Raw genomic sequence first — 20,721 nt, forward strand, 5'->3', positions numbered from 1 at the left:
GAGGGCCGGAAGTGAGCACCGAGCTGCGCCGTCTGCGCAACTACATCAACGGAGAATTCCGGGACGCGGCCGACGGACGGACCACCGAGGTGATCAATCCGGCGACCGGCGAGGCCTACGCCACCGCGCCGCTGTCGGGCCAGGCCGACGTCGACGCCGCGATGAAGGCCGCGGCGGACGCGTTCCCCGCCTGGCGCGACCAGACGCCCGCCGAGCGGCAGAAGGCACTGCTGAAGATCGCCGACGCGTTCGAGGAGCGCGCCGAGGAGCTGATCGCCGCCGAGGTCGAGAACACGGGCAAGCCGATCGGACTCACGCGGTCCGAGGAGATCCCGCCGATGGTCGACCAGATCCGCTTCTTCGCGGGCGCGGCCCGGATGCTGGAAGGGCGCGCCGCCGGCGAGTACATGGAGGGTCTGACCTCCATCATCCGCCGCGAGCCGATCGGCGTCTGCGCGCAGGTCGCGCCGTGGAACTACCCCATGATGATGGGCGTATGGAAGTTCGCCCCGGCGCTCGCGGCCGGTAACACGGTCGTGCTGAAGCCGTCCGACACCACGCCCGCCTCGACCGTCCTGATGGCCGAGATCATCGGCTCCATCGTGCCGCCCGGCGTCTTCAACGTCGTCACCGGCGACCGCGACACCGGCCGCGCCATGGTCGAGCACCCGACCCCCGCGATGGCCTCCATCACCGGCTCCGTGCGCGCCGGCATGCAGGTCGCCGAGTCCGCCTCCAAGGACCTCAAGCGGGTCCACCTGGAGCTGGGCGGCAAGGCGCCCGTCGTGGTGTTCGAGGACACCGACATCGCCAAGGCCGTCGAGGACATCTCGGTGGCGGGCTTCTTCAACGCGGGCCAGGACTGTACGGCCGCCACGCGCGTGCTCGTCCACGAGTCCATCCACGACGAGTTCGTGACGGCGCTCGCCAAGGCCGCCGCCGACACGAAGACCGGCCAGCCGGACGACGAGGACGTGCTGTACGGCCCGCTCAACAACGCCAACCAGCTGAAGCAGGTCTCCGGCTTCATCGAGCGGCTGCCCGCGCACGCGCGCGTGGAGGCCGGTGGCCAGCGGGTCGGCGAGAAGGGCTACTTCTTCGCGCCGACCGTCGTCTCGGGCCTCAAGCAGGACGACGAGATCATCCAGAACGAGGTCTTCGGGCCCGTCATCACCGTGCAGTCCTTCACGGACGAGGCGCAGGCCGTGGAGTACGCCAACGGCGTCGACTACGCGCTGGCGTCCTCCGTGTGGACCAAGGACCACGCGCGGGCGATGCGGATGTCCAAGGTGCTGGACTTCGGGTGCGTCTGGATCAACACGCACATTCCTCTCGTTGCCGAGATGCCTCACGGTGGGTTCAAGAAGTCGGGGTACGGCAAGGATCTCTCGGCTTATGGGTTCGATGACTACACGCGCATCAAGCATGTGATGACGTCCATCGAGGGTTAGTCTCCGCGGGTGTGTGGGGGCTGGTCGCGCAGTTCCCCGCGCCCCTTCGGGCGCCTCCTGCCGCCCGGTGATTAATCGTGTGACCGTTTCGCCGCCCCCGCGTACCTTTGAGTGCGCGGGGGCGGCTTCGTGGTGTGCTTCCTTCTTTTTTCTTCTGCAAAAAGAGCCGTAGCGCACCCACTCCCCGTCCCCGCCTCTTCTGCCGCACGGGGGTGGGACCTGATGACGACCGCCGACGACCTCGCCGGGCTGCTGCTGCGCCGTCGGCAGAGCGTGTACGTGCCCTCCGGGCCCGGGCGGTCCGCCGGGACCGACGCCGCGCTCGTCGTCCTCGAAGCCGAACTCGGCGACCGCGGGCACCTGTTGACCGCCCCGCTGCGCCGCGCGCTGGCCTCGCTGACCGTGGCGGACCTCACCGTGGCCGGACGCGAGCTGCTCGCCGGCGTCGACGCCCTGATGGGCTCCGACCGCAGGCACACCCCGCTCTTCGCCCGCTTCTCCGACGTCCCGTACCAGCACGCCCACGAGCGGTTCACCTCCCTCGTCGTCGCGCACCTCACCGCCCAGCCGCACCAGCCCTGCATGAACTGCGCGGGTACCAAGTCGCGGGTGCGCGCGCTCATGCCCTGCGCGCACCTGCTGTGCGACGACTGCCACCGCAAGGAGCAGGACTGGGGCTGCTGCGACGACTGCTGCGTCTGGTACGCCTGCCAGATCTGCGAGAAGCGTTACGAGACCGACGGCCCCCTCGACCCCTGGCTCGACACCGGCGCCGGTCTCGGCGGCGACGGAGGCCCGGTCCTGCGCGCCCTGCGCCTCGGCGCGCCCGGTGACGCTGCCGCCGAACTCGCCGCCCTGCTCGCCCGTCGTACGCCCCTGAACCCCCAGGACCACGACGACCTGGTGCTGCTCCTCGCGCACGCGGACCCGGCGGACGCCGCCGGCTGGCTGCCCGAGGCCATCGCGCTGCGCGAGAGCAAGGCGCTCGCCCTCGCCCCGCTCCTGGACCACCCCGGGACACGAGCGCTCGTCGGGCGGTACGCGGACACCGCCACGGACGTCCTGCGGATCCTCGCCGTACGGTCCGGCGGCGACCCCGACCTGCTCGAACCGCCGCGCCTGCGGAGCCTTCCCCGACCCGTGCGACGCGAACTGCTCGCGCTGCTCGACGGGTTCGACTTCCGGCGCCTCACCGAGGACATGGCCCGCCACCCGCGCGCGTGGAAGCGGGTCGGCGAAATCCTGCACCCCTTCGAGGCCGCCCACCGGCACGCGCGCGTAGCGCTCGCCTTCGCGGTGCTGCGCGGCACCCGACTCGGCGACGGCGCGCTCGGCGAGGTGCTGCTCACCGAGGCCGCCCGGCACGACGGCGTCCGGCTCGTCGGCGACCGGCTGCGCTCGGTCACCTGGCAGAGCCGTGTCGAGGCGGCCCTCGGGCGCTGGGACGTCACGGCCGCGGCCGGCCTGCTCCGCGAGCGCCCCGGTGAACTCCTGCGCCGACTCGACCTGTTGCTCGCCCGCTCCGGCGCCGCCACGCTCCCGGAACCGATCGGCGAGGCGCTCGCACACGCCCTGCCGCGTACCGCCCCCGGCCCGCTGCTCGGGGCGTACGGACAGCTGAGGATCCGGACCGCCCCCGGGCACCGCCGCGTGTTCTTCCCGCGCGGGCGGGTCACCAAGGCCTTCGCCGTGCCGGACCACCGGCCGCCGCTTCCGCCCTTGGCCGCCGGACGCGCCGGTGAGCTGATCGAGGCCGAGGCGGTCCGCCGACTCGCCGCGCGCGAGGGGGAGCGGTACGACCTGGCCGTCCTGGACGCCTCCCTCGCCGACCTGCCCGTGCCGTTCGCCGAGCGCGCCTCGGCGGCCTCCCTGGTCGCGGTCCCGCGCGGCAGCTCGCTGCCCATGCCCGCGGACAGCGAGAACGTGCGGCTCTTCCTGCACTGGCTCCAGCCCAAGGGCGTACGCGTCGACCTCGACCTGTCCGTCGCGCTCTACGACGACCAGTGGCGGTTCATCGGCCTGTGCGACTACACCCACCTCGCCTACGCGGGCGGCGCCGCCCGGCACTCCGGCGACCTGACGTCCGCGCCCGCCCCGCACGGCGCCACCGAGTACCTGGACCTCGATCTGCCGCGGCTCGCCAACTGCGGGGTGCGCTTCGTCGTCCCCGCCGTCCTGTCGTACAACGACGTGCCCTTCGACGAACTCCCCGACGCCTTCGCGGGGTTCATGGCGGTCGAGGACACGATCCGGGCCGTCTACGACCCGCGGACCGTGCGCCAGCGCTTCGACCTCGCGGGCGACGCGAAGCTGCGCGTGCCGATGATCGTCGACCTGCGGACACGGCAGGCCTGGTGGGCGGATGTCACCCTCGCCACGCACGGCGTCGGCCACGACGTGTGGCGCTACCGCGAGCAGCTCCGGCGCCTCGGCAACGACCTGCTCGACACGTTCCTGCCGCGCGGCCGGGCCACCCTGTGGGACCTGGCGTGCTGGACGGCCGCGGCCCGCACCGACGGCGAGGTGTACGTGCGCGGGCGCGGGCACGTCCTGTGGGGCTACCGCCGCGCCCCGGACGAGCCGCGCGCCGACTTCGCCCTGCGCGTCCGTGACGGCTGGGAGCCGGACGCGCTCCGCGCCGAGCCGGACCTGGCGGGGCGCCGGGCCCTACTGGCGCTTGTGCACGGCGAGTTGGCGGCGGCGGGCGACGCCGCGTCCGGCACGGTGTACCGCCTCTACCCGGGGCCGGTCGACGCCGCTCCGCTGGAGCGGATCACGGCGGGGGACCTCGCGGGGTGGCTGGAGCCCGCCGCCTGAGCGGGGGATGATCGACAAGGTGTCGGTTCCACGAGGCGGGGCTCGACGCTGCGTCCATTGCCGCGCCGCCGGGCGTAGGCGCATGCTGCCGGGGTGCGAGCGAACCCCATGGCGTCCTCAGCCTCCTCCGTGTCCCGCCGGTCCCTGCTCCGTGGCCTCGGCGGGGGCGTGGCCGTCGGTGCGCTCGCCGGGTGCGGTGTGCCCGCCGCGTACATCGCGCCGGACGAGCGCTCCGCGGGCGACCGCTCGGCGAAGGACGGGACGCTGGCCTTCGCGAACTGGCCGCTGTACATCGACACGGACGACAAGGACGAGACGAGGCGGCCCTCGCTGCTCGCCTTCGAGAAGCGGACCGGGATCGACGTCCGCTACACGGAGGAGATCAACGACAACGACGAGTTCTTCGGCAAGATAAGCCCCTCCCTGATGAACCATCAGGAGACCGGCCGGGACCTCATCGTCATCAGCGACTGGATGTGCGCCCGCTTCGTACGCCTCGGCTGGGTCCAGGAGATGGACCGCGCGCGCCAGCCCAACGTCACCAAGTACCTGGACCCGCTGCTGCGTTCGCCGCACTTCGACCCGGGCCGCAAGTTCACCGTCCCCTGGCAGTCGGGCATCACCGGCATCGCGTACAACAAGCGCAAGCTCGGCCGCGAGATCAAACACGTCTCCGATCTGTGGGCGGACGACCTCAAGGGCCGGGTCACGCTGCTCTCCGGGCTCGACGAGGCGTTCGCGCTGCTGCTCCAGGGCGACGGCGTGGACGTCACGAAGTGGACGGCGGACGACTTCCACCGGATGTGCGACAAGGTCGAGAAGCTGGTGGGCTCCCACCACATCCGCCGCTTCACCGGCAACGACTACATCAAGGACCTCTCCAGCGGCGACGTCCTGGCCTGCCAGGCCTACAGCGGTGACGTCATCCAGCTCCAGGCGGACGACCCGGACATCGAGTTCGTCGTCCCCGAGGAGGGCGCGGAGCTGTGGGCGGAGTCCCTGATGATCCCCAACCTGGCCCGCCACAAGCGCAACGCCGAGCGGCTCATCGACTACTACTACGACCCCGAGGTGGCCGCGGAACTGGCCGCGTGGGTCAACTACGTCTGCCCGGTCCCGGCCGCCCGTGACGTCCTCGCCTCCGCCAAGGACAAGGACCTTGCCGCACTCGCCGAGGACCCGCTGATCTTCCCGGACGACGCGATGCGCGAGCGGCTCGCGATCGCGCGGGACATCACGCCGAAGGAGCGGACGGAGTTCGCGAAGCGGTGGAACGCGTTGGCGGGGCTGTAGGGGCTACTGGGCCGCTCTGAAGCCCGCCGGGGTCATCCCGGTGCGCTGCTGGAAGAACTTCGAGAAGTTCGCCGAGTCCGCGAAGCCGACGGCCGCTCCGATGCGGCCCGCCGGGAGGTCGGTGTGGGCGAGGAGGCGCTTCGCCTCCAGGATCACGCGGCGGTCGATGAAGTCCTTCGGGGTCTGGCCGGTGGCCGCGCGCACCGCGCGGACGAGGGTGCGGCGCGAGTAACCCAGTTCGTCGGCGTACGCGCTGACGCTGTGGTTGGTCGTGAAGCCCTGCTCGACCGCGGCGCGGAACCGGGAGAACGCCGAGTCCGGCAGCGGGCTGCACTCGTCCGCCGCCGCCTGCGCCGAGACGTGCGCCACCCGCAGCATGAAGGCCGTCAGACAGTGCCGCAGCACCGACGTGTGCAGGCTCAGCGGCAGCGTCGCCGTGTCCAGGTACTCGCGCTGGAGCTGGGCCAACGAGGCTTCCAGCGCGGCGAGTTGGGCCTCGCCGGGGTGCAGGAGCGGCGGCCGGTCGTAGCGGTACAGGCCCGTCGCCTCCACGATCGCGCGCGGCAGGAAACCGGGCTGCATCGTGAGCGCCGTGCCGACGTAGCTGTCGGTCGCGGAGAAGCTGTGCACCTGCCCGGGGCGGATCCACAGGATGTCGCCGGCCCCGGCCTCGTACTCCGTGAAGTCCACCATGTGGCGGACCGGGCCCGCGCGGAAGAAGAGGAGCACGTGGAAGTCGATGCGGTGCACGCGCCGGGAGAGGCCGACGCCACCCGCCCAGGGGCCGTCCGTGCCCATCGGGCCGACCTGTATCCCGACCCCGGAGACGCTCGCGCTCGGGTCGAAGGGGTAGGTGCGGATGTGCTCCGCGGTGCCTTCGGGGGCGTCACGGGTGTGCTCCGCCGCACCCTCGCGGGTGTCACGGATGGGCCCCGCTCCGCCCGCATGGGCGCTCGGATGTGCGCCGGTCTGCTCGGTCATGCGTCTTCCCTGCGTCTTCCCTGCGTTTTTCTCCGCCCGAGCCGCTCCGCCCGCCGCGCCTGTCCCATTTTCACCGCACGCTGACACGGGCGCACCTTCCCCCGGAAAAGTATGACCTTTACGTTCGTAGGTGGCTGGACCTGGGTTTTTGGGTCCGGACCGCCGGTGCCTCTCGGCGCCACGGAAGTACCACGGATGCGAAGGAAGTCATACAGATGAGCACGCAGACACCGGACGCCCTCGGCCCCTTCGAGCGCCCCCTGGAGCGCCCCTTGGAGTGGACCGAACTCGACCGGCGTGCCGTCGACACCGCACGCCTCCTGGCGGCCGACGCCGTGCAGAAGGTCGGCAACGGACACCCCGGTACGGCCATGAGCCTGGCCCCGGCCGCCTACACCCTCTTCCAGAAGGCCATGCGGCACGACCCGGCCGACCCGGAGTGGACCGGCCGCGACCGTTTCGTCCTGTCGCCCGGCCACACCAGCCTCACCCTCTACACCCAGCTCTTCCTCTCCGGCTACGAGCTGGGCCTCGACGACCTGAAGGCGTTCCGCACGCAGGGCTCCAAGACGCCCGGCCACCCCGAGTACGGGCACACGGCGGGCGTGGAGACGACGACCGGGCCGCTCGGCCAGGGCGTCGCCAACGCCGTCGGCATGGCCATGGCCGCCCGCTACGAGCGCGGCCTCTTCGACCCCGAGGCCCCCGAGGGCACCAGCCCCTTCGACCACACCATCTGGGCGATCGTCTCCGACGGCGACCTGGAGGAGGGCGTCTCCGCCGAGGCCTCCTCGATGGCCGGACACCAGAAGCTCGGCAACCTCGTCTTCCTCTACGACGACAACCACATCTCCATCGAGGGCGACACCGGCACCGCGTTCTCCGAGGACGTCGCCAAGCGGTACGAGGCGTACGGCTGGCACGTGCAGCGCGTGGCTCCGCGGGCCGACGGCGACATCGACGTCCAGGCGCTGTACGAGGCCCTCGCCGCCGCCAGGGCCGAGACCGGACGGCCCTCGCTCGTCGTGATGCGCACGATCATCGCCTGGCCCGCCCCGAACGCGCGGAACACCGCGGGGTCGCACGGCTCCGCGCTCGGCGCCGACGAGGTCGCCGCCACCAAGCGCGTCCTCGGCTTCGACCCCGAGCAGTCGTTCGCCGTCGAGGACGAGGTCATCGCCCACACCCGCAAGGCCCTCGACCGCGGCGCCGAGGCGCACGCCGCCTGGGACAAGCGGCTCGCCGAGTGGCGCGCCGCCAACCCCGAGCGCGCCAAGCTGCTCGACCGTGTCGTCGCCGGCCGCCTCCCCGAGGGCTGGGAGCAGGCGCTGCCCGCCTTCGAGGCCGGTACGAAGCTCGCCACGCGCGCCGCGTCCGGCAAGGTCCTCCAGGCGCTCGGCCCGGTCATCCCCGAGCTGTGGGGCGGCTCCGCCGACCTCGCGGGCTCGAACAACACCACCATCGACAAGACGTCGTCGTTCCTGCCGAAGGGCAACCCGCTCCCGGAGGCCGACCCGTACGGCCGCACCATCCACTTCGGCATCCGCGAGTTCTCGATGGCCGCCGAGATGAACGGCATCGCGCTGCACGGCAACACCCGCATCTACGGCGGCACCTTCCTGGTCTTCTCCGACTACATGCGCAACGCCGTGCGGATGTCGGCCCTCATGCAGCTGCCCGTCACCTACGTGTGGACGCATGACTCCATCGGCCTCGGCGAGGACGGCCCGACCCACCAGCCCGTCGAGCACCTCGCGTCCCTGCGCGCGATCCCCGGTCTGAACGTGGTCCGGCCCGCCGACGCCAACGAGACCGCCATCGCCTGGCGCGAGATCCTGCGCCGCGGCTCGGAGAAGCCCGCCCCGCACGGCCTGGCGCTGACCCGGCAGGGCGTGCCGACGTACGAGGCCAACGAGGAAGCCGCCAAGGGCGGTTACGTTTTGGCCGAGGCGTCCAAGGGCACCCCGGATGTCGTGCTGATCGCCACCGGTTCCGAAGTGCACCTCGCCGTCGAGGCGCGGGAGCGCCTTGAGGCCGACGGGATCGCCACGCGCGTCGTGTCGATGCCGTCCGTCGAGTGGTTCGAGGAGCAGCCGCGGGAGTACCGCGACAGCGTCCTGCCGCCCGCCGTCAAGGCCCGCGTCGCCGTCGAGGCCGGTATCGGCCTGACCTGGTACCGCTACGTCGGGGACGCCGGACGCATCGTCTCCCTGGAGCACTTCGGCGCCTCCGCGGACGCCGACGTCCTGTTCGCCGAGTTCGGCTTCACCGCCGAGAACGTCGCCGCCAAGGCGCGGGAATCCCTCGCCGAGGCCCGCGCCTGACTCCGGCCGGCGGCCCCCTGCCGGCCGCCCGCGCCTGACCCCCGTACCACCCGAAAGAAGTTGGAACAGCACATGACCAGCGCCGCACCCGCTGCCCCCGCCCCCTCCTCGCCGCACCTCAAGGCCCTCTCCGACGAAGGCGTCTCCATCTGGCTCGACGACCTGTCCCGCACCCGCATCGAGTCCGGCAACCTCGCCGAGCTGATCGAGAAGAGCCACGTCGTGGGCGTCACCACGAACCCCTCGATCTTCCAGGCCGCCATCGGCTCCGGCGAGGGCTACGAGGACCAGCTCGCCGACCTGGCCGTCCGCGGCGTCACCGTCGACGAGGCCGTCCGCATGATGACCACCGCCGACGTGCGCGCCGCCGCCGACGTGCTGCGCCCCGTGTACGAGACGACCGGCGGGCGGGACGGCCGCGTGTCGATCGAGGTCGACCCGCGCCTGGCGCACGAGACCGCGGCGACCGTCGCCGAGGCCAAGCAGCTCGCCTGGCTCGTCGACCGCCCGAACGTCATGATCAAGATCCCGGCGACCGAGGCGGGCCTGCCGGCGATCACCGAGGTCATCGGCCTCGGCATCAGCGTCAACGTCACGCTGATCTTCTCCCTCGACCGCTACAAGGCCGTCATGGACGCCTACCTTGCGGGCCTGGAGCAGGCGCACGAGCGCGGCATCGACCTCGCCGGCATCCACTCCGTCGCCTCCTTCTTCGTCTCGCGCGTCGACTCCGAGATCGACAAGCGCCTGGACGGCATCGGCACGGACGAGGCCAAGTCCCTCAAGGGCAAGGCCGCGCTCGCCAACGCCCGGCTCGCCTACGAGGCGTACGAGCAGGCGTTCGCCACCGACCGCGCCGCCAAGCTGGCGGCGGCGGGCGCCCACAAGCAGCGTCCGCTGTGGGCCTCGACCGGCGTCAAGGACCCGGCGTACAAGGACACCCTCTACGTCGACGAGCTGGCCGCGCCCGGCACCGTCAACACCATGCCGGAGGCCACCCTCAAGGCCACCGCCGACCACGGCGACATCCACGGCGACGCCGTCACCGGCACCTATGACACCTCCCGCGCCGAGCTCGCCGCCGTCGAGAAGCTCGGCATCTCCTACGACGAGGTCGTCCAGCAGCTGGAGGACGAGGCCGTCGCCAAGTTCGAGGCCGCCTGGACCGACCTGCTCGGCACCGTCGCCACGCGCCTCGCGGGCAAGGAGGCCGGCACCAAGTGAGCGTCACCGACTGGCACAACCCCCTGAGGGACCCCCGCGACCGGCGCCTGCCGCGCGTCGCGGGCCCCTCCGGGCTCGTCATCTTCGGCGTCACGGGCGACCTGTCCCGCAAGAAGCTGATGCCCGCCGTCTACGACCTCGCGAACCGGGGACTGCTCCCGCCGGGCTTCTCACTCCTCGGCTTCGCCCGCCGCGAGTGGGAGGACCAGGACTTCGCACAGGTCGTCCACGACTCGGTGCGCGAGCACGCCCGCACGCCCTTCCGCGAGGAGGTCTGGCAGCAGCTCGCCGACGGCATGCGGTTCATCCCGGGTGACTTCGACGACGACACCGCCTTCCGGCAGCTGCGGGAGGCCGTCGAGGAGCTGGACGAGAAGCGCGGCACGAGCGGCAACTACGCCTTCTACCTCTCCGTGCCGCCGAAGTTCTTCCCCAAGGTCGTCCAGCAGCTCAAGAAGCACGGCCTCGCGGACGCCCCGGAGGGCTCCTGGCGCCGCGCGGTCATCGAGAAGCCGTTCGGCCACGACCTCGCGTCGGCCAAGGACCTGAACGCCATCGTCCACGAGGTGTTCGCCCCCGACCAGGTCTTCCGCATCGACCACTACCTCGGCAAGGAGACCGTCCAGAACATCCTGGCGCTCCGCTTCGCCAACCAGATGTACGAGCCCATCTGGAACCGCAGCTACGTCGACCACGTGCAGATCACGATGGCCGAGGACATCGGCATCGGGGGCCGCGCCGGCTACTACGACGGCATCGGCGCCGCCCGTGACGTCATCCAGAACCACCTGCTCCAGCTGATGGCCCTCACGGCCATGGAGGAGCCGGCCGCGTTCGACGCCGAGTCGCTGGTGATGGAGAAGCTGAAGGTCCTCAGGGCCGTGCGCCTCCCCGACGACCCGGCGGCGTCCACGGTCCGCGCCCAGTACGCCGACGGCTGGCAGGGCGGCGAGAGGGTCAAGGGCTACCTCCAGGAAGAGGGCATCGACCCCGAGTCGAAGACCGACACCTACGCCGCCGTCAAACTGGAGGTCGACAACCGCCGCTGGGCGGGCGTCCCCTTCTACCTGCGCACCGGCAAGCGCCTGGGCCGTCGCGTCACCGAGATCGCGGTCGTCTTCCAGCGCGCCCCGCACTCGCCGTTCGACTCCACCGCCACCGAGGAGCTGGGCCAGAACGCCATCGTCATCCGCGTCCAGCCCGACGAGGGCATGACCGTGCGCTTCGGCTCGAAGGTCCCGGGTACGTCGATGGAGATCCGTGACGTGTCCATGGACTTCGCGTACGGCGAGTCCTTCACCGAGTCCAGCCCGGAAGCGTACGAACGTCTGATCCTGGACGTACTGCTGGGCGACGCCAACCTCTTCCCCCGCACGGAGGAGGTCGAGGAGTCCTGGCGCATCCTCGACCCCATCGAGGAGCACTGGGACACCCACGGCAAGCCCGCCCGGTACGCCTCGGGCAGCTGGGGCCCGAGGGAAGCGGACGAGATGCTCGCACGAGACGGACGGAGCTGGCGCAGGCCATGAAGATCGATCTGACCGACACCACGGCAAGCAAAATCAACAAGGCGCTCGTGCAAGGACGCCGGGCCATCGGGACACCCGCCGTCGGCGTGGTCCTGACGATGGTCATCGTCACCGACGAGGAGAACGCGTACGACTCGGTGAAGGCGGCCGAGGAGGCCTCCCGCGAGCACCCCTCGCGCACCCTCGTCGTCATCCGGCGCACCGCACGCTCCCCGCGTGACCGGCAGGGCAACCGCCTCGACGCCGAGGTACGGGTCGGCTCCGAGGCGGGCACCGGCGAGACCGTGTTCCTGCGGCTGTACGGCGAGGTCGGCCAGCACGCCGACTCCGTCGTCCTGCCGCTGCTCCTGCCCGACGCCCCCGTCGTCGTGTGGTGGCCGGTCGACGCGCCGGAGAACCCCGCCAAGGACCCGCTGGGCGCGCTCGCCGCCCGCCGCATCACCGACGCGTACGCCGTCGAGGACCCGCTCGCGGCCCTCGCGGCCCGCGCCACGTCCTACGCCCCCGGCGACACCGACCTCGCCTGGACCCGCCTCACCCCGTGGCGCTCCATGCTGGCCGCCGCCCTCGATCAGGCCCGCACCGGCATCACATCGGCCGCCGTCGAGTCCGAGGCCGACAACCCCAGCGCCGAACTGCTCGCGCGCTGGCTCGGCGCCCGCCTCGGCGTCACCGTCGAGCGGGTCACGACCGCCGGGCCCGTCATCACCGCGGTCCGCCTCGGCACGGCGAACGGCGAGATCCGTATCGACCGCCCCGAGGGCCCCCTCGCCACCCTGTCCCTGCCCGGCCAGCCCGCGCGCACCCTCGCCCTGAAGGTCCGCTCGACGGCCGAGCTGATCGCCGAAGAGCTGCGCCGCCTCGACGCCGACGAGATGTACGCCGTCGCGCTGCACGGGGACGCCTCCGGCACGAAGGAGTCCGTACGACATGACTGACAGCACGCCGCTTCTCACCCGCCGCCCGCAGTGGACCGCCCTGGAGGACCACCGCGCCAAGTTCAACGGCACGCACCTGCGCGACCTGTTCGCCGCCGACCCGGGCCGCGCCGAGCGCTACACCGTCCAGGTGGGCGACCTGCACATCGACTACAGCAAGCACGTCGTCACCGACGAGACGCTCGCCCTCCTCCAGGAACTGGCCGCCGCCACCGACGTGTTCGGGCAGCGCGACGCCATGTTCCGCGGCGAGAAGATCAACACCACCGAGGACCGCGCCGTCCTGCACACCGCCCTGCGGGCCCCCGCCGACGCGGTGATCGAGGTCGACGGCGAGAACGTCGTGCCGAAGGTGCACGCCGTACTCGACAAGATGGCCGCCTTCTCCCAGAAGATCCGTACGGGGGAGTGGACCGGCCACACCGGCAAGCGCATCAAGAACATCGTCAACGTCGGCATCGGCGGCTCCGACCTCGGCCCCGCGATGGCTTACGAGGCGCTGCGCCCCTACACCGCGCGCGACCTCACCGTCCGCTTCGTCTCGAACGTCGACGGCGCCGACCTCCACGAGGCCATCCGCGATCTCGACCCCGCCGAGACGCTGTTCATCATCGCCTCGAAGACGTTCACGACGATCGAGACGATCACCAACGCCAAGGCGGCGCGCTCCTGGCTGCTGGCTTCCCTCGGTGACGAGGCGGCCGTGGCCGAGCACTTCGTGGCCCTGTCGACCAACGCCGAGAAGGTGTCGGAGTTCGGCATCGACACGGCGAACATGTTCGAGTTCTGGGACTGGGTCGGCGGCCGCTACTCCTTCGACTCCGCCATCGGCCTCTCCCTGATGATCGCCATCGGCCCGGACGCCTTCCGCGAGATGCTCGACGGCTTCCGCATCGTCGACGAGCACTTCCGCACGGCACCGGCCGAGGCCAACGCGCCTTTGCTGATGGGCCTGTTGGGCGTCTGGTACGGCAACTTCCACGACGCGCAGTCGCACGCGGTCCTGCCGTACTCGCACTACCTCTCCAAGTTCACCGCCTACCTCCAGCAGCTCGACATGGAGTCCAACGGCAAGTCGGTGGACCGCGAGGGCCGGGACGTGCGGTGGCAGACCGGCCCGGTGGTGTGGGGCACGCCCGGCACCAACGGCCAGCACGCCTACTACCAGCTCATCCACCAGGGCACGAAGCTGATCCCCGCGGATCTCATCGGCTTCGCGCGGCCCGTCGACGAGCTGGGTCCCGAACTCGCCGCGCAGCACGACCTGTTGATGGCGAACCTCTTCGCGCAGGGCCAGGCGCTCGCCTTCGGCAAGACGCCCGACGAGGTGCGCGCCGAGGGCGTGCCGGAGGAACTGGTCCCGCACAAGACGTTCAAGGGCAACCACCCGACGACCACGATCCTCGCCCGCGCGCTGACCCCGTCGGTGCTCGGCCAGCTCATCGCCCTCTACGAGCAGAAGGTGTTCGTCCAGGGCGCCCTCTGGAACATCGACTCCTTCGACCAGTGGGGCGTCGAGCTGGGCAAGGTCCTCGCCAAGCGCGTGGAGCCCGCGCTCACCGAAGGCGCCGAGGTCCCCGGCCTCGACGCCTCCACGCAGTCCCTCGTCGCCACCTACCGCGCCCTGCGCGGCCGCCTCGCAGAAAGCAAGTGAACTGACATGCAGCTCGGACTCATCGGCCTCGGCAAAATGGGCGGCAACATGCGCGAGCGCATCCGCCGCGCGGGCCACACCGTCATCGGCTACGACCGCAACCCCGACGTCTCCGACGTCGCCTCGCTCGCCGAACTCGTCGACAAGCTCGAAGGCCCCCGCGTCGTCTGGGTGATGGTCCCCGCGGGCGCCGCCACCCAGTCGACCGTCGACGAACTGAAGGACCTCCTCTCCGAGGGCGACATCGTCGTCGACGGCGGCAACTCCCGCTGGACCGACGACGAGAAGCACGCCGAGGAGCTGAAGGCCAAGGGCATCGGCTTCGTCGACTGCGGCGTCTCCGGCGGCGTCTGGGGCCTGGAGAACGGCTACGCCCTCATGGTCGGCGGCGACGACGAGCACGTCGCCCGCGTCAAGCCGGTCTTCGACGCCCTCAAGCCGGAGGGCGACTTCGGCTACGTCCACGCGGGCAAGGTCGGCGCCGGCCACTTCTCCAAGATGGTCCACAACGGCATCGAGTACGCCATGATGCAGGCCTACGCCGAGGGCTGGGAGCTGCTGGAGGCCGTCGACTCGGTGACCGACGTGCGCGAGGTCTTCCGCTCCTGGCAGCAGGGCACGGTCATCCGCTCCTGGCTGCTCGACCTGGCCGTCAACGCCCTGGACGACGACGAGCACCTGGAGAAGCTGCGGGGCTTCGCCGCCGACTCCGGCGAGGGCCGCTGGACCGTCGAGGCGGCCATCGACAACGCGGTGCCGCTCCCGGCGATCACCGCCTCGCTCTTCGCCCGCTTCGCGTCCCGCCAGGACGACTCGCCGCAGATGAAGATGATCGCGGCGCTGCGCAACCAGTTCGGCGGGCACGCGGTGGAGTCCGCGAAGTAGCCGTCCCTACGAGTCTGTGCGGCGCCGCGTCAGGAGGAGCGGCGCCGTACGGCTTTCCAGGCGTCCAGGACCGTCTCCGCGGAGCGCAGCCACCAGCCCTCCAGCCTGTTACGCACATACGTCAGCACTTTCCGCCGCTTCAGCCACGGCGGCAGCTGCCGGAACGGCACGAAGACGAGGGTGTCGTCGATGGCGTACTCGGCGAGCCCCCTGTGTCCCTCGGCGCGCAACGCGTCGTACAGCTCCGGGGTCAGCGCGCCGTTGAGCCGGGCGGCGACACCCGCGGCGGTGTAGGCGAAGCCGCGCTGAGCGATGTCCGGCGACCGCATCGCCTTGATGATGCGTGGCGAGGCCGCTTCGAGGGGGCACCGGAAGGCGAGGCCGATGGCGGCAGTGCCGAGATGGTCCGCGCCGCGTTCGTACGCGGCGTCCCAGTCGGCGGGGTCATCGATACGGATCAGACCCTCGCCGCTCTCCCAGTCCCATGCGGGCGCCATCGCCGACTCTCCTCGCTCCTCGCTCCGGTGACCCCCGGATGGTCTCTCAACGCAGCGCGGCTCCCACGATGCGCTCGGCCACCGGGTTCATGCCCCGGCCCTTCGCGTCGGTCGCGTTGACGGAGTAGACGAGGGTGCGGGAGCCGTCCTCTGTGGCGGCGATCAGGTTCGCGTAGCCGTAGCGGGCGCCGGTCTTGAGCCAGACCGCCTTGCCGCCGATCCTCATGTGCTGCGGGCCCCCGCCGAAGACCGCCTCGGGGACGCCCGGGGCGAGGCGGGGCAGGGTGAGCATCTCCTTCAGCTGGGCGCGCGGCAGGAGCTTGCCGCCGAACAGGGCCCGTGTGAAGGTCTCCAGGTCGGCCGTGGAGGAGATCATGTCGCCCGCCGCGAAGCGGTCCGACTGGTTCCACTCGGTGACGTCGACCAGCCTGGTCGTACCGTCCGGACGCTGCATCTTCTGGTAGCCGTGGTTGTGCGGGCCGCGGATGCGGGGGTCGGCGCCGGGGAAGTACGTGTCGCGCATGCGCAGCGGCTCGAAGACGCGCTGGCGGGCCTGATGGGCGTACGTGTCTCCGGTGACCCTCTCGATCAGCAGGCCGAGCACGGTGTAGCCGATGTTGCGGTAGTGCTGCTCGGCGCCCGGGGCGTGTTCGGGACCCTTGGCGAGGGCGGAGGCGACGACGGTCCGCGGGTCCAACGTGTCGTAGCGGTGGGCGTATTCGTCGTCGAAGCCGTCGCCCGGCTTGAGGCCGCTGGTGTAGTTCAGGAGGCTGCGCACGGGGATGGGCCGGAACTCCTTCCCGAACAGCTCCGGCATGTAGTGCTGCACCGGCTCATCGAGGTCGAGTGTGCCCTCGGCGGCCAGTTGCAGCGCCACGGCCGCCGTCACGATCTTGGTCGTGGACCCGGCGCGGAACCGGCCGTGCGGGTCGGCCTCGCGGCGCGTGACCAGGTCGTGGACGCCCGAACTGCCGCGCCAGGTGCCGGCTGTGCCGCCGACGCGGACGAGGGCCGCGGTCGCGTCGGCGTTCGGCAGCCCCTTGATCGCCTCGCGCAGGGCCCTGGCGTCGGGGCGGGGCGAGGGGGCTTCGACGGCCGTCCCGGTGGCCGGGGCGTGCGCGAGGGCGGGGACGGCCGCGGCGCCGGTGAGGCCGAGGACGAGGGCGGTGGCGAGAGCGGCGCGGGCGGGGAGCTTCACGGGGACTCCTGGGTCGGCTGTGGTCTGGTGCCAGGTGTCTGATGCCTGGTGTCCCCATCCTCGTGATCATGGCGAAGGGATGGATCGTCTCAGGGGAGAGTGTCGGCCCTGGGCCGCCTCGGGGTGAAGTGACCTACGCGCCCCGGGAGTTCCCGGGGTCGTCCCCTAGGGGCGCCGAGTCGATGAGCCGACTCATCGACTCCGCCGCGCGGACCGCGGCGTCCGCGCAGCAGTTGTTGAACAGGACGTGGACCTCGTCGGCGCGCTCGGCCATGGAGCGTATGCGCGGGAGCCACTCGGCGAGTTCCGTCTCCGCGTACGTGTGACGGAACTTGTCCTCCTTGGAGCCGTTGCCCCACGCCGTACTGCGGCCATGGAAGCGGACCACCGCGTGCCGCGACGCGGTGACGGGGGCCACCGGAGGCATCGAACCGGGCAGCCCCTGCGCCGTGTCCACCGCGACCGCCGCCATGTCCAGCTCCGTCAGCAGCGCCTCGCTGCGGGCCCGCCGGTCCGCGCGCCACCAGTCGGGGTGGCGGAACTCCACGGCCATCGGCCAGCCCGCGGCACGCTCGGCGCACTCGCTCAGCGCCTTCTCCGCCCGCGGCCCCGGGGCGAACCACGGGGGGAACTGGAAGAGCAGCGTCCCCAACCGGCCCGCCCTGCGCAGCGGTTCGAGCGCGCCGCTGAAGCGCTGCCACACGGTGTCGAGCAGCCAGGGCCCCGCCGGTTCGCCCCGCAGATCGGGAGGGAGCGAGGCCTGCCGGGTCGGGTGCCCGGTGAGCAGGGAGAACGCCTTCACGTCGAAGCGGAACCCGTCCGGCGTGCGGTCGGCCCACAGCCGACACGTCTCCTCGCGGGGGAGCGCGTAGTAGGTCGCGTCCACCTCCACCACGGGGAAACGGCCGGCGTAGTGGCGCAGCCGCCCCTCGGCGTCCTTGAACCCCGGCGGATACCAGCCACTGGCCAGCAGCGCGCGGTCCGTCCACGAACAGGTCCCCACCAGAATCTCGTTCATCCGGGCCGGGTACCCCGATGTGTCAGGAGGCGTGCAGCCCCGCCAGGACGTCGATGCGGTTGGTGGTGATCGCGTCGACGCCCGCGTCGATCAGACGGCGCATCGAGCGGCGCGTGTCGGGGGTCCACGCCGAGACGAGGAAGCCGTCGCGGTGCACCTGGCGGACCAGCTCGCGGTCGACGAGCGGGAAGCGGTAGTTGAGCCAGCGGGGCTTCACCGCGTCGAGCAGCACGCGGCGGGGCGGGGCGAGCGTCGTCCAGGTCAGCGCGATCTCCGCGGCCGGATCCGCGTCGCGCACGGCGAGCATGGTGTGGCCGCCCGCGCAGTAGTACACGCGGTCGGTGGCCCCGCACTCCGCGACGGCCCCGACGACCGTCCGCACGGCGTCGTGCGTGGCGCCCGGCAGATCGATCATCACCCGGTGCCCCTCCGTGGCGGCGAGGGCCGCTTCGAGGGTCGGCACCCCGCCCTCGGTGAGGCCGTCCAGCTCGGCGGAGGAGAGGACGGCGAGCGGACGGTCGTACCCCCACAGGCGTTTGAGCGTCGAGTCGTGCAGCAGTACGGGTACGCCGTCGCCGCTCAGGCGGACGTCGATCTCCACCGCGTCCGCGCCCCGTTCGAACGCGGAGCGCAGGGACGGCAGGGTGTTCTCGCGGACGCGGTAGGGATCGCCTCGGTGGGCCACGGCTGTCAGGGTGCGCATGGCCCCATTGTGGTGCCGGGGCACGGAGCCAGCCACGTCTCCGTGTACGTGTCGATCTCGGCGGCGATCCGGGCCTTGCCCGCCGGGTCGAGGAAGGACGCCTCCACGGCGTTCTTCGCGAGGGCCGCGACGCCGCGCTCGTCGAGGCCGAGGAGGCGGGCCGCGACGGCGTACTCGTTGTTCAGGTCGGTGCCGAACATGGGCGGGTCGTCGGAGTTGACGGTCACGGTCACCCCGGCCTCGACGAACTGCTTGAGCGGGTGCTCGTCGAGGGTGCGCACCGCGCGCGTCGCGATGTTCGAGGTCGGGCAGACCTCCAGCGGGATGCGGTGCTCGGCGAGGTGGGCGAGGAGCTTCGGGTCCTGCGCGGAGGTGGTGCCGTGGCCGATGCGCTCGGCGCCCAGGTGGATCAGGGCGTCCCAGACGGTCTCCGGGCCGGTCGTCTCGCCCGCGTGCGGCACCGAGTGCAGGCCGGCCGCGATGGCCCGGTCGAAGTGGGGCTTGAACTGGGGGCGCGGGACGCCGATCTCCGGGCCGCCGAGGCCGAAGGAGACCAGGCCCTCGGGGCGCAGCTTGTCGCCGGTGGCGAGCCGGAGCGTCTCATCGGCCGCCGCGAGCCCGGCCTCGCCGGGGATGTCGAAGCACCAGCGCAGTACGGTGCCGAACTCCGCCTCGGCGGCCTTGCGGGCGTCCTCGATCGCGTCCATGAAGGCGCGGTCGTCGATGCCGCGGCGGACGGAGGAGTACGGGGTGATGGTCAGCTCGGCGTAGCGCACGTTCTGCCGGGCCATGTCGCGGGCCACCTCGAAGGTGAGCAGGCGGACGTCCTCGGGGGTGCGGATCAGGTCCACGACGGAGAGGTAGACCTGGATGAAGTGCGCGAAGTCCGTGAACGTGAAGTAGTCGGCGAGCGCCTCGGGGTCGGTCGGCACCGCGGAGTCGGGGTGCCGGGCGGCCAGTTCGGAGACGATGCGGGGGGAGGCCGAACCGACGTGGTGCACGTGCAGTTCCGCCTTGGGCAGTCCGGCGATGAACGCGTGCGGGACGAGCGGGTCGTGCGGGTCCGTCGCGGTCGCGGCCGCGGTGTGCTGCTCGGTCACGGTTTCCTCCCCAGGAACGGGCTTGATCGGCTGATCGGTGGGTCGGTGGTCATCGTAGGCGGCGGTCGGCGCGGGCGAATCGGGGGCCGTAGCATGACGGAACGTATGAAAGAGGTGACCGCGATGCCTGCGGGGTCCGAGGACGGTGCCGTGCCGGGTGGCGCGGGGGGCGCAGGGGCGCCGGAGGAGCGGGACCCTTGGGCGCCGCCTGCGGAGGACGCGGGGGCCGCCGAGGCTGGGGGCGCGCGGGGGGTGCCGTGGGCTCCGGTGCCGGGTGCTGGTGTGCCGGGTGCTGCGGTGCCGCCGCCTTTCGGGGCGCCGTCCGCCTTCGGGGCGCCGGGGGAGCCGGTGCCGCCGCCTCCGCTCTCGCCGGATGGGCCGGGGCAGCCTGCCGCCTTCCAGGGGTATCCGGCCTACCCCGGCCTCCCGGGGTACCAGATCGAGGCGTCCGGGTACGGGTGGCCCGCCATGCCGGCGCCGCCCGCGAACGGCATGGGCGTGGCCGGACTCGTGCTCGGGATCATCGCGGCGGCGGGCTTCTGCCTCTGGCCGCTGGCGATCGTCCTCGGCGTCCTCGCGGTGATCTTCGGCGCGGTCGGGCGCGGGAAGGCGCGGCGGGGCGAGGCGACGAACGGGGGCCAGGCGCTGGCGGGAATCATCTGCGGGGCGGCGGGCATCGTGCTGGGGGTCGCTCTGCTGGCGGTCCTGATCGTGCTGCCGGATGACTTCTCGGCGGAGGACGCGTTGCGCTACGCGGCGGCGGCGACAGCGGGGCGCTAGGCCTCCGGCTCCCTAGCCGCGTGCGGCCCGCCGGCCCCTGGCCCACTGCTCCGCGCGGGGTGCTCCCCACCCACCCGTCTCTGCCGCGTGCGGCCCGCTGGCCCCTGTTCCGTCGGGTGCTCCCCACCCACCCGCCCGTCGCTGCCGCGCGCGGCCCGCCACGCCCTGGCCCGCCGCTTCGCGGCGGATGCTTTCCCACCCACCCACCCGTTGCCCTGCGATCCGCCCTGCCGTAGGAGCACTGCTTCGCAGGCCGGTGCGGGGCGAACGGGTGGGTGGGTGGGAGAGATCCGCCGCGCAGCGGCGGGACAGGCCCCCGAGCGCCCCCC

At 71.9% G+C, this 20,721-nt stretch carries 16 protein-coding genes; 10 read left to right on the forward strand and 6 right to left on the reverse strand.

Annotated elements, in window-relative coordinates; translation table 11 throughout:
• Positions 1 to 11 precede the first annotated feature (11 nt).
• The 3 genes from DMA15_RS27305 to DMA15_RS27315 all read left to right on the forward strand — a co-directional run bounded on the left by DMA15_RS27305 (position 12) and on the right by DMA15_RS27315 (position 5,561).
• Positions 12 to 1,451, forward strand: a complete 1,440-nt coding sequence (locus DMA15_RS27305) for a gamma-aminobutyraldehyde dehydrogenase (RefSeq protein WP_125515392.1) — start codon at positions 12 to 14, stop codon at positions 1,449 to 1,451.
• A gap of 222 nt (positions 1,452 to 1,673) precedes the next feature.
• Positions 1,674 to 4,268, forward strand: coding sequence for an MXAN_6230/SCO0854 family RING domain-containing protein (locus tag DMA15_RS27310; RefSeq protein ID WP_125515393.1), 2,595 nt, complete (start codon positions 1,674 to 1,676; stop codon positions 4,266 to 4,268).
• A 129-nt stretch (positions 4,269 to 4,397) separates the two neighbouring features.
• Complete coding sequence (locus DMA15_RS27315) at positions 4,398 to 5,561, forward strand: spermidine/putrescine ABC transporter substrate-binding protein (protein WP_164551957.1); 1,164 nt, start codon at positions 4,398 to 4,400, stop codon at positions 5,559 to 5,561.
• A gap of 3 nt (positions 5,562 to 5,564) precedes the next feature.
• Here the strand turns inward: DMA15_RS27315 and DMA15_RS27320 are convergent, their stop codons facing one another.
• Positions 5,565 to 6,542 (reverse strand): AraC family transcriptional regulator, encoded by a 978-nt coding sequence (locus DMA15_RS27320; RefSeq protein ID WP_125515395.1) that lies wholly within the window; start codon positions 6,540 to 6,542, stop codon positions 5,565 to 5,567.
• Between the two features lie 215 nt (positions 6,543 to 6,757).
• On the opposite strand from DMA15_RS27320, the gene tkt reads away from it, so the two are divergent.
• The 6 genes from tkt to gnd all read left to right on the forward strand — a co-directional run bounded on the left by tkt (position 6,758) and on the right by gnd (position 15,096).
• Positions 6,758 to 8,866, forward strand: coding sequence for a transketolase (gene tkt / locus DMA15_RS27325; protein ID WP_125515396.1), 2,109 nt, complete (start codon positions 6,758 to 6,760; stop codon positions 8,864 to 8,866).
• Between the two features lie 72 nt (positions 8,867 to 8,938).
• Positions 8,939 to 10,090, forward strand: coding sequence for a transaldolase (tal, locus tag DMA15_RS27330; protein ID WP_125515397.1), 1,152 nt, complete (start codon positions 8,939 to 8,941; stop codon positions 10,088 to 10,090).
• Positions 10,087 to 11,619, forward strand: a complete 1,533-nt coding sequence (gene zwf / locus DMA15_RS27335) for a glucose-6-phosphate dehydrogenase (protein WP_125515398.1) — start codon at positions 10,087 to 10,089, stop codon at positions 11,617 to 11,619. The genes tal and zwf overlap by 4 nt, the downstream gene beginning before the upstream one ends.
• Positions 11,616 to 12,557 (forward strand): glucose-6-phosphate dehydrogenase assembly protein OpcA, encoded by a 942-nt coding sequence (gene opcA / locus DMA15_RS27340; RefSeq protein ID WP_125515399.1) that lies wholly within the window; start codon positions 11,616 to 11,618, stop codon positions 12,555 to 12,557. The genes zwf and opcA overlap by 4 nt, the downstream gene beginning before the upstream one ends.
• A complete protein-coding gene (pgi, locus tag DMA15_RS27345) occupies positions 12,550 to 14,211 on the forward strand; it encodes a glucose-6-phosphate isomerase (protein WP_125515400.1) in 1,662 nt (553 codons plus the stop codon). The genes opcA and pgi overlap by 8 nt, the downstream gene beginning before the upstream one ends.
• A gap of 6 nt (positions 14,212 to 14,217) precedes the next feature.
• Complete coding sequence (gene gnd / locus DMA15_RS27350; protein ID WP_125515401.1) at positions 14,218 to 15,096, forward strand: phosphogluconate dehydrogenase (NAD(+)-dependent, decarboxylating); 879 nt, start codon at positions 14,218 to 14,220, stop codon at positions 15,094 to 15,096.
• A 29-nt stretch (positions 15,097 to 15,125) separates the two neighbouring features.
• Here the strand turns inward: gnd and DMA15_RS27355 are convergent, their stop codons facing one another.
• The 5 genes from DMA15_RS27355 to DMA15_RS27375 all read right to left on the reverse strand — a co-directional run bounded on the left by DMA15_RS27355 (position 15,126) and on the right by DMA15_RS27375 (position 19,612).
• Positions 15,126 to 15,593, reverse strand: coding sequence for a hypothetical protein (locus DMA15_RS27355; protein WP_125515402.1), 468 nt, complete (start codon positions 15,591 to 15,593; stop codon positions 15,126 to 15,128).
• Positions 15,594 to 15,639: 46 nt separating this feature from the next.
• Positions 15,640 to 16,791, reverse strand: coding sequence for a serine hydrolase domain-containing protein (locus tag DMA15_RS27360; protein ID WP_125515403.1), 1,152 nt, complete (start codon positions 16,789 to 16,791; stop codon positions 15,640 to 15,642).
• A gap of 133 nt (positions 16,792 to 16,924) precedes the next feature.
• Complete coding sequence (locus DMA15_RS27365; RefSeq protein ID WP_125515404.1) at positions 16,925 to 17,809, reverse strand: DUF72 domain-containing protein; 885 nt, start codon at positions 17,807 to 17,809, stop codon at positions 16,925 to 16,927.
• 22 nt (positions 17,810 to 17,831) lie between these two features.
• The gene (locus DMA15_RS27370) at positions 17,832 to 18,512 is read right to left on the reverse strand and encodes a glycerophosphodiester phosphodiesterase (RefSeq protein ID WP_125515405.1); all 681 of its coding nucleotides are present in this window, start codon (positions 18,510 to 18,512) and stop codon (positions 17,832 to 17,834) included.
• Positions 18,500 to 19,612, reverse strand: coding sequence for an adenosine deaminase (locus tag DMA15_RS27375; RefSeq protein ID WP_125515406.1), 1,113 nt, complete (start codon positions 19,610 to 19,612; stop codon positions 18,500 to 18,502). The genes DMA15_RS27370 and DMA15_RS27375 overlap by 13 nt, the downstream gene beginning before the upstream one ends.
• 297 nt (positions 19,613 to 19,909) lie before the next feature.
• Between DMA15_RS27375 and DMA15_RS27380 the strand changes: the two genes are divergently transcribed.
• Positions 19,910 to 20,392: a DUF4190 domain-containing protein gene (locus tag DMA15_RS27380; protein ID WP_125515407.1), complete on the forward strand. Its 483-nt coding sequence runs from the start codon at positions 19,910 to 19,912 to the stop codon at positions 20,390 to 20,392.
• The last annotated feature ends 329 nt before the right edge of the window (positions 20,393 to 20,721 follow it).

This window comes from Streptomyces sp. WAC 01529, assembly GCF_003945545.1.
Lineage (GTDB): Bacteria > Actinomycetota > Actinomycetes > Streptomycetales > Streptomycetaceae > Streptomyces > Streptomyces anatolicus.

Coding starts and splice junctions, on each gene's coding strand:
- DMA15_RS27310 (WP_125515393.1), top strand. CDS start 1,674: ATGACGACCGCCGACGACCTCGCCGGGCTGCTGCTGCGCCGTCGGCAG.
- DMA15_RS27320 (WP_125515395.1), bottom strand. CDS start 6,542: ATGACCGAGCAGACCGGCGCACATCCGAGCGCCCATGCGGGCGGAGCG.
- tkt (WP_125515396.1), top strand. CDS start 6,758: ATGAGCACGCAGACACCGGACGCCCTCGGCCCCTTCGAGCGCCCCCTG.
- tal (WP_125515397.1), top strand. CDS start 8,939: ATGACCAGCGCCGCACCCGCTGCCCCCGCCCCCTCCTCGCCGCACCTC.
- opcA (WP_125515399.1), top strand. CDS start 11,616: ATGAAGATCGATCTGACCGACACCACGGCAAGCAAAATCAACAAGGCG.
- pgi (WP_125515400.1), top strand. CDS start 12,550: ATGACTGACAGCACGCCGCTTCTCACCCGCCGCCCGCAGTGGACCGCC.
- gnd (WP_125515401.1), top strand. CDS start 14,218: ATGCAGCTCGGACTCATCGGCCTCGGCAAAATGGGCGGCAACATGCGC.
- DMA15_RS27355 (WP_125515402.1), bottom strand. CDS start 15,593: ATGGCGCCCGCATGGGACTGGGAGAGCGGCGAGGGTCTGATCCGTATC.
- DMA15_RS27365 (WP_125515404.1), bottom strand. CDS start 17,809: ATGAACGAGATTCTGGTGGGGACCTGTTCGTGGACGGACCGCGCGCTG.
- DMA15_RS27370 (WP_125515405.1), bottom strand. CDS start 18,512: ATGCGCACCCTGACAGCCGTGGCCCACCGAGGCGATCCCTACCGCGTC.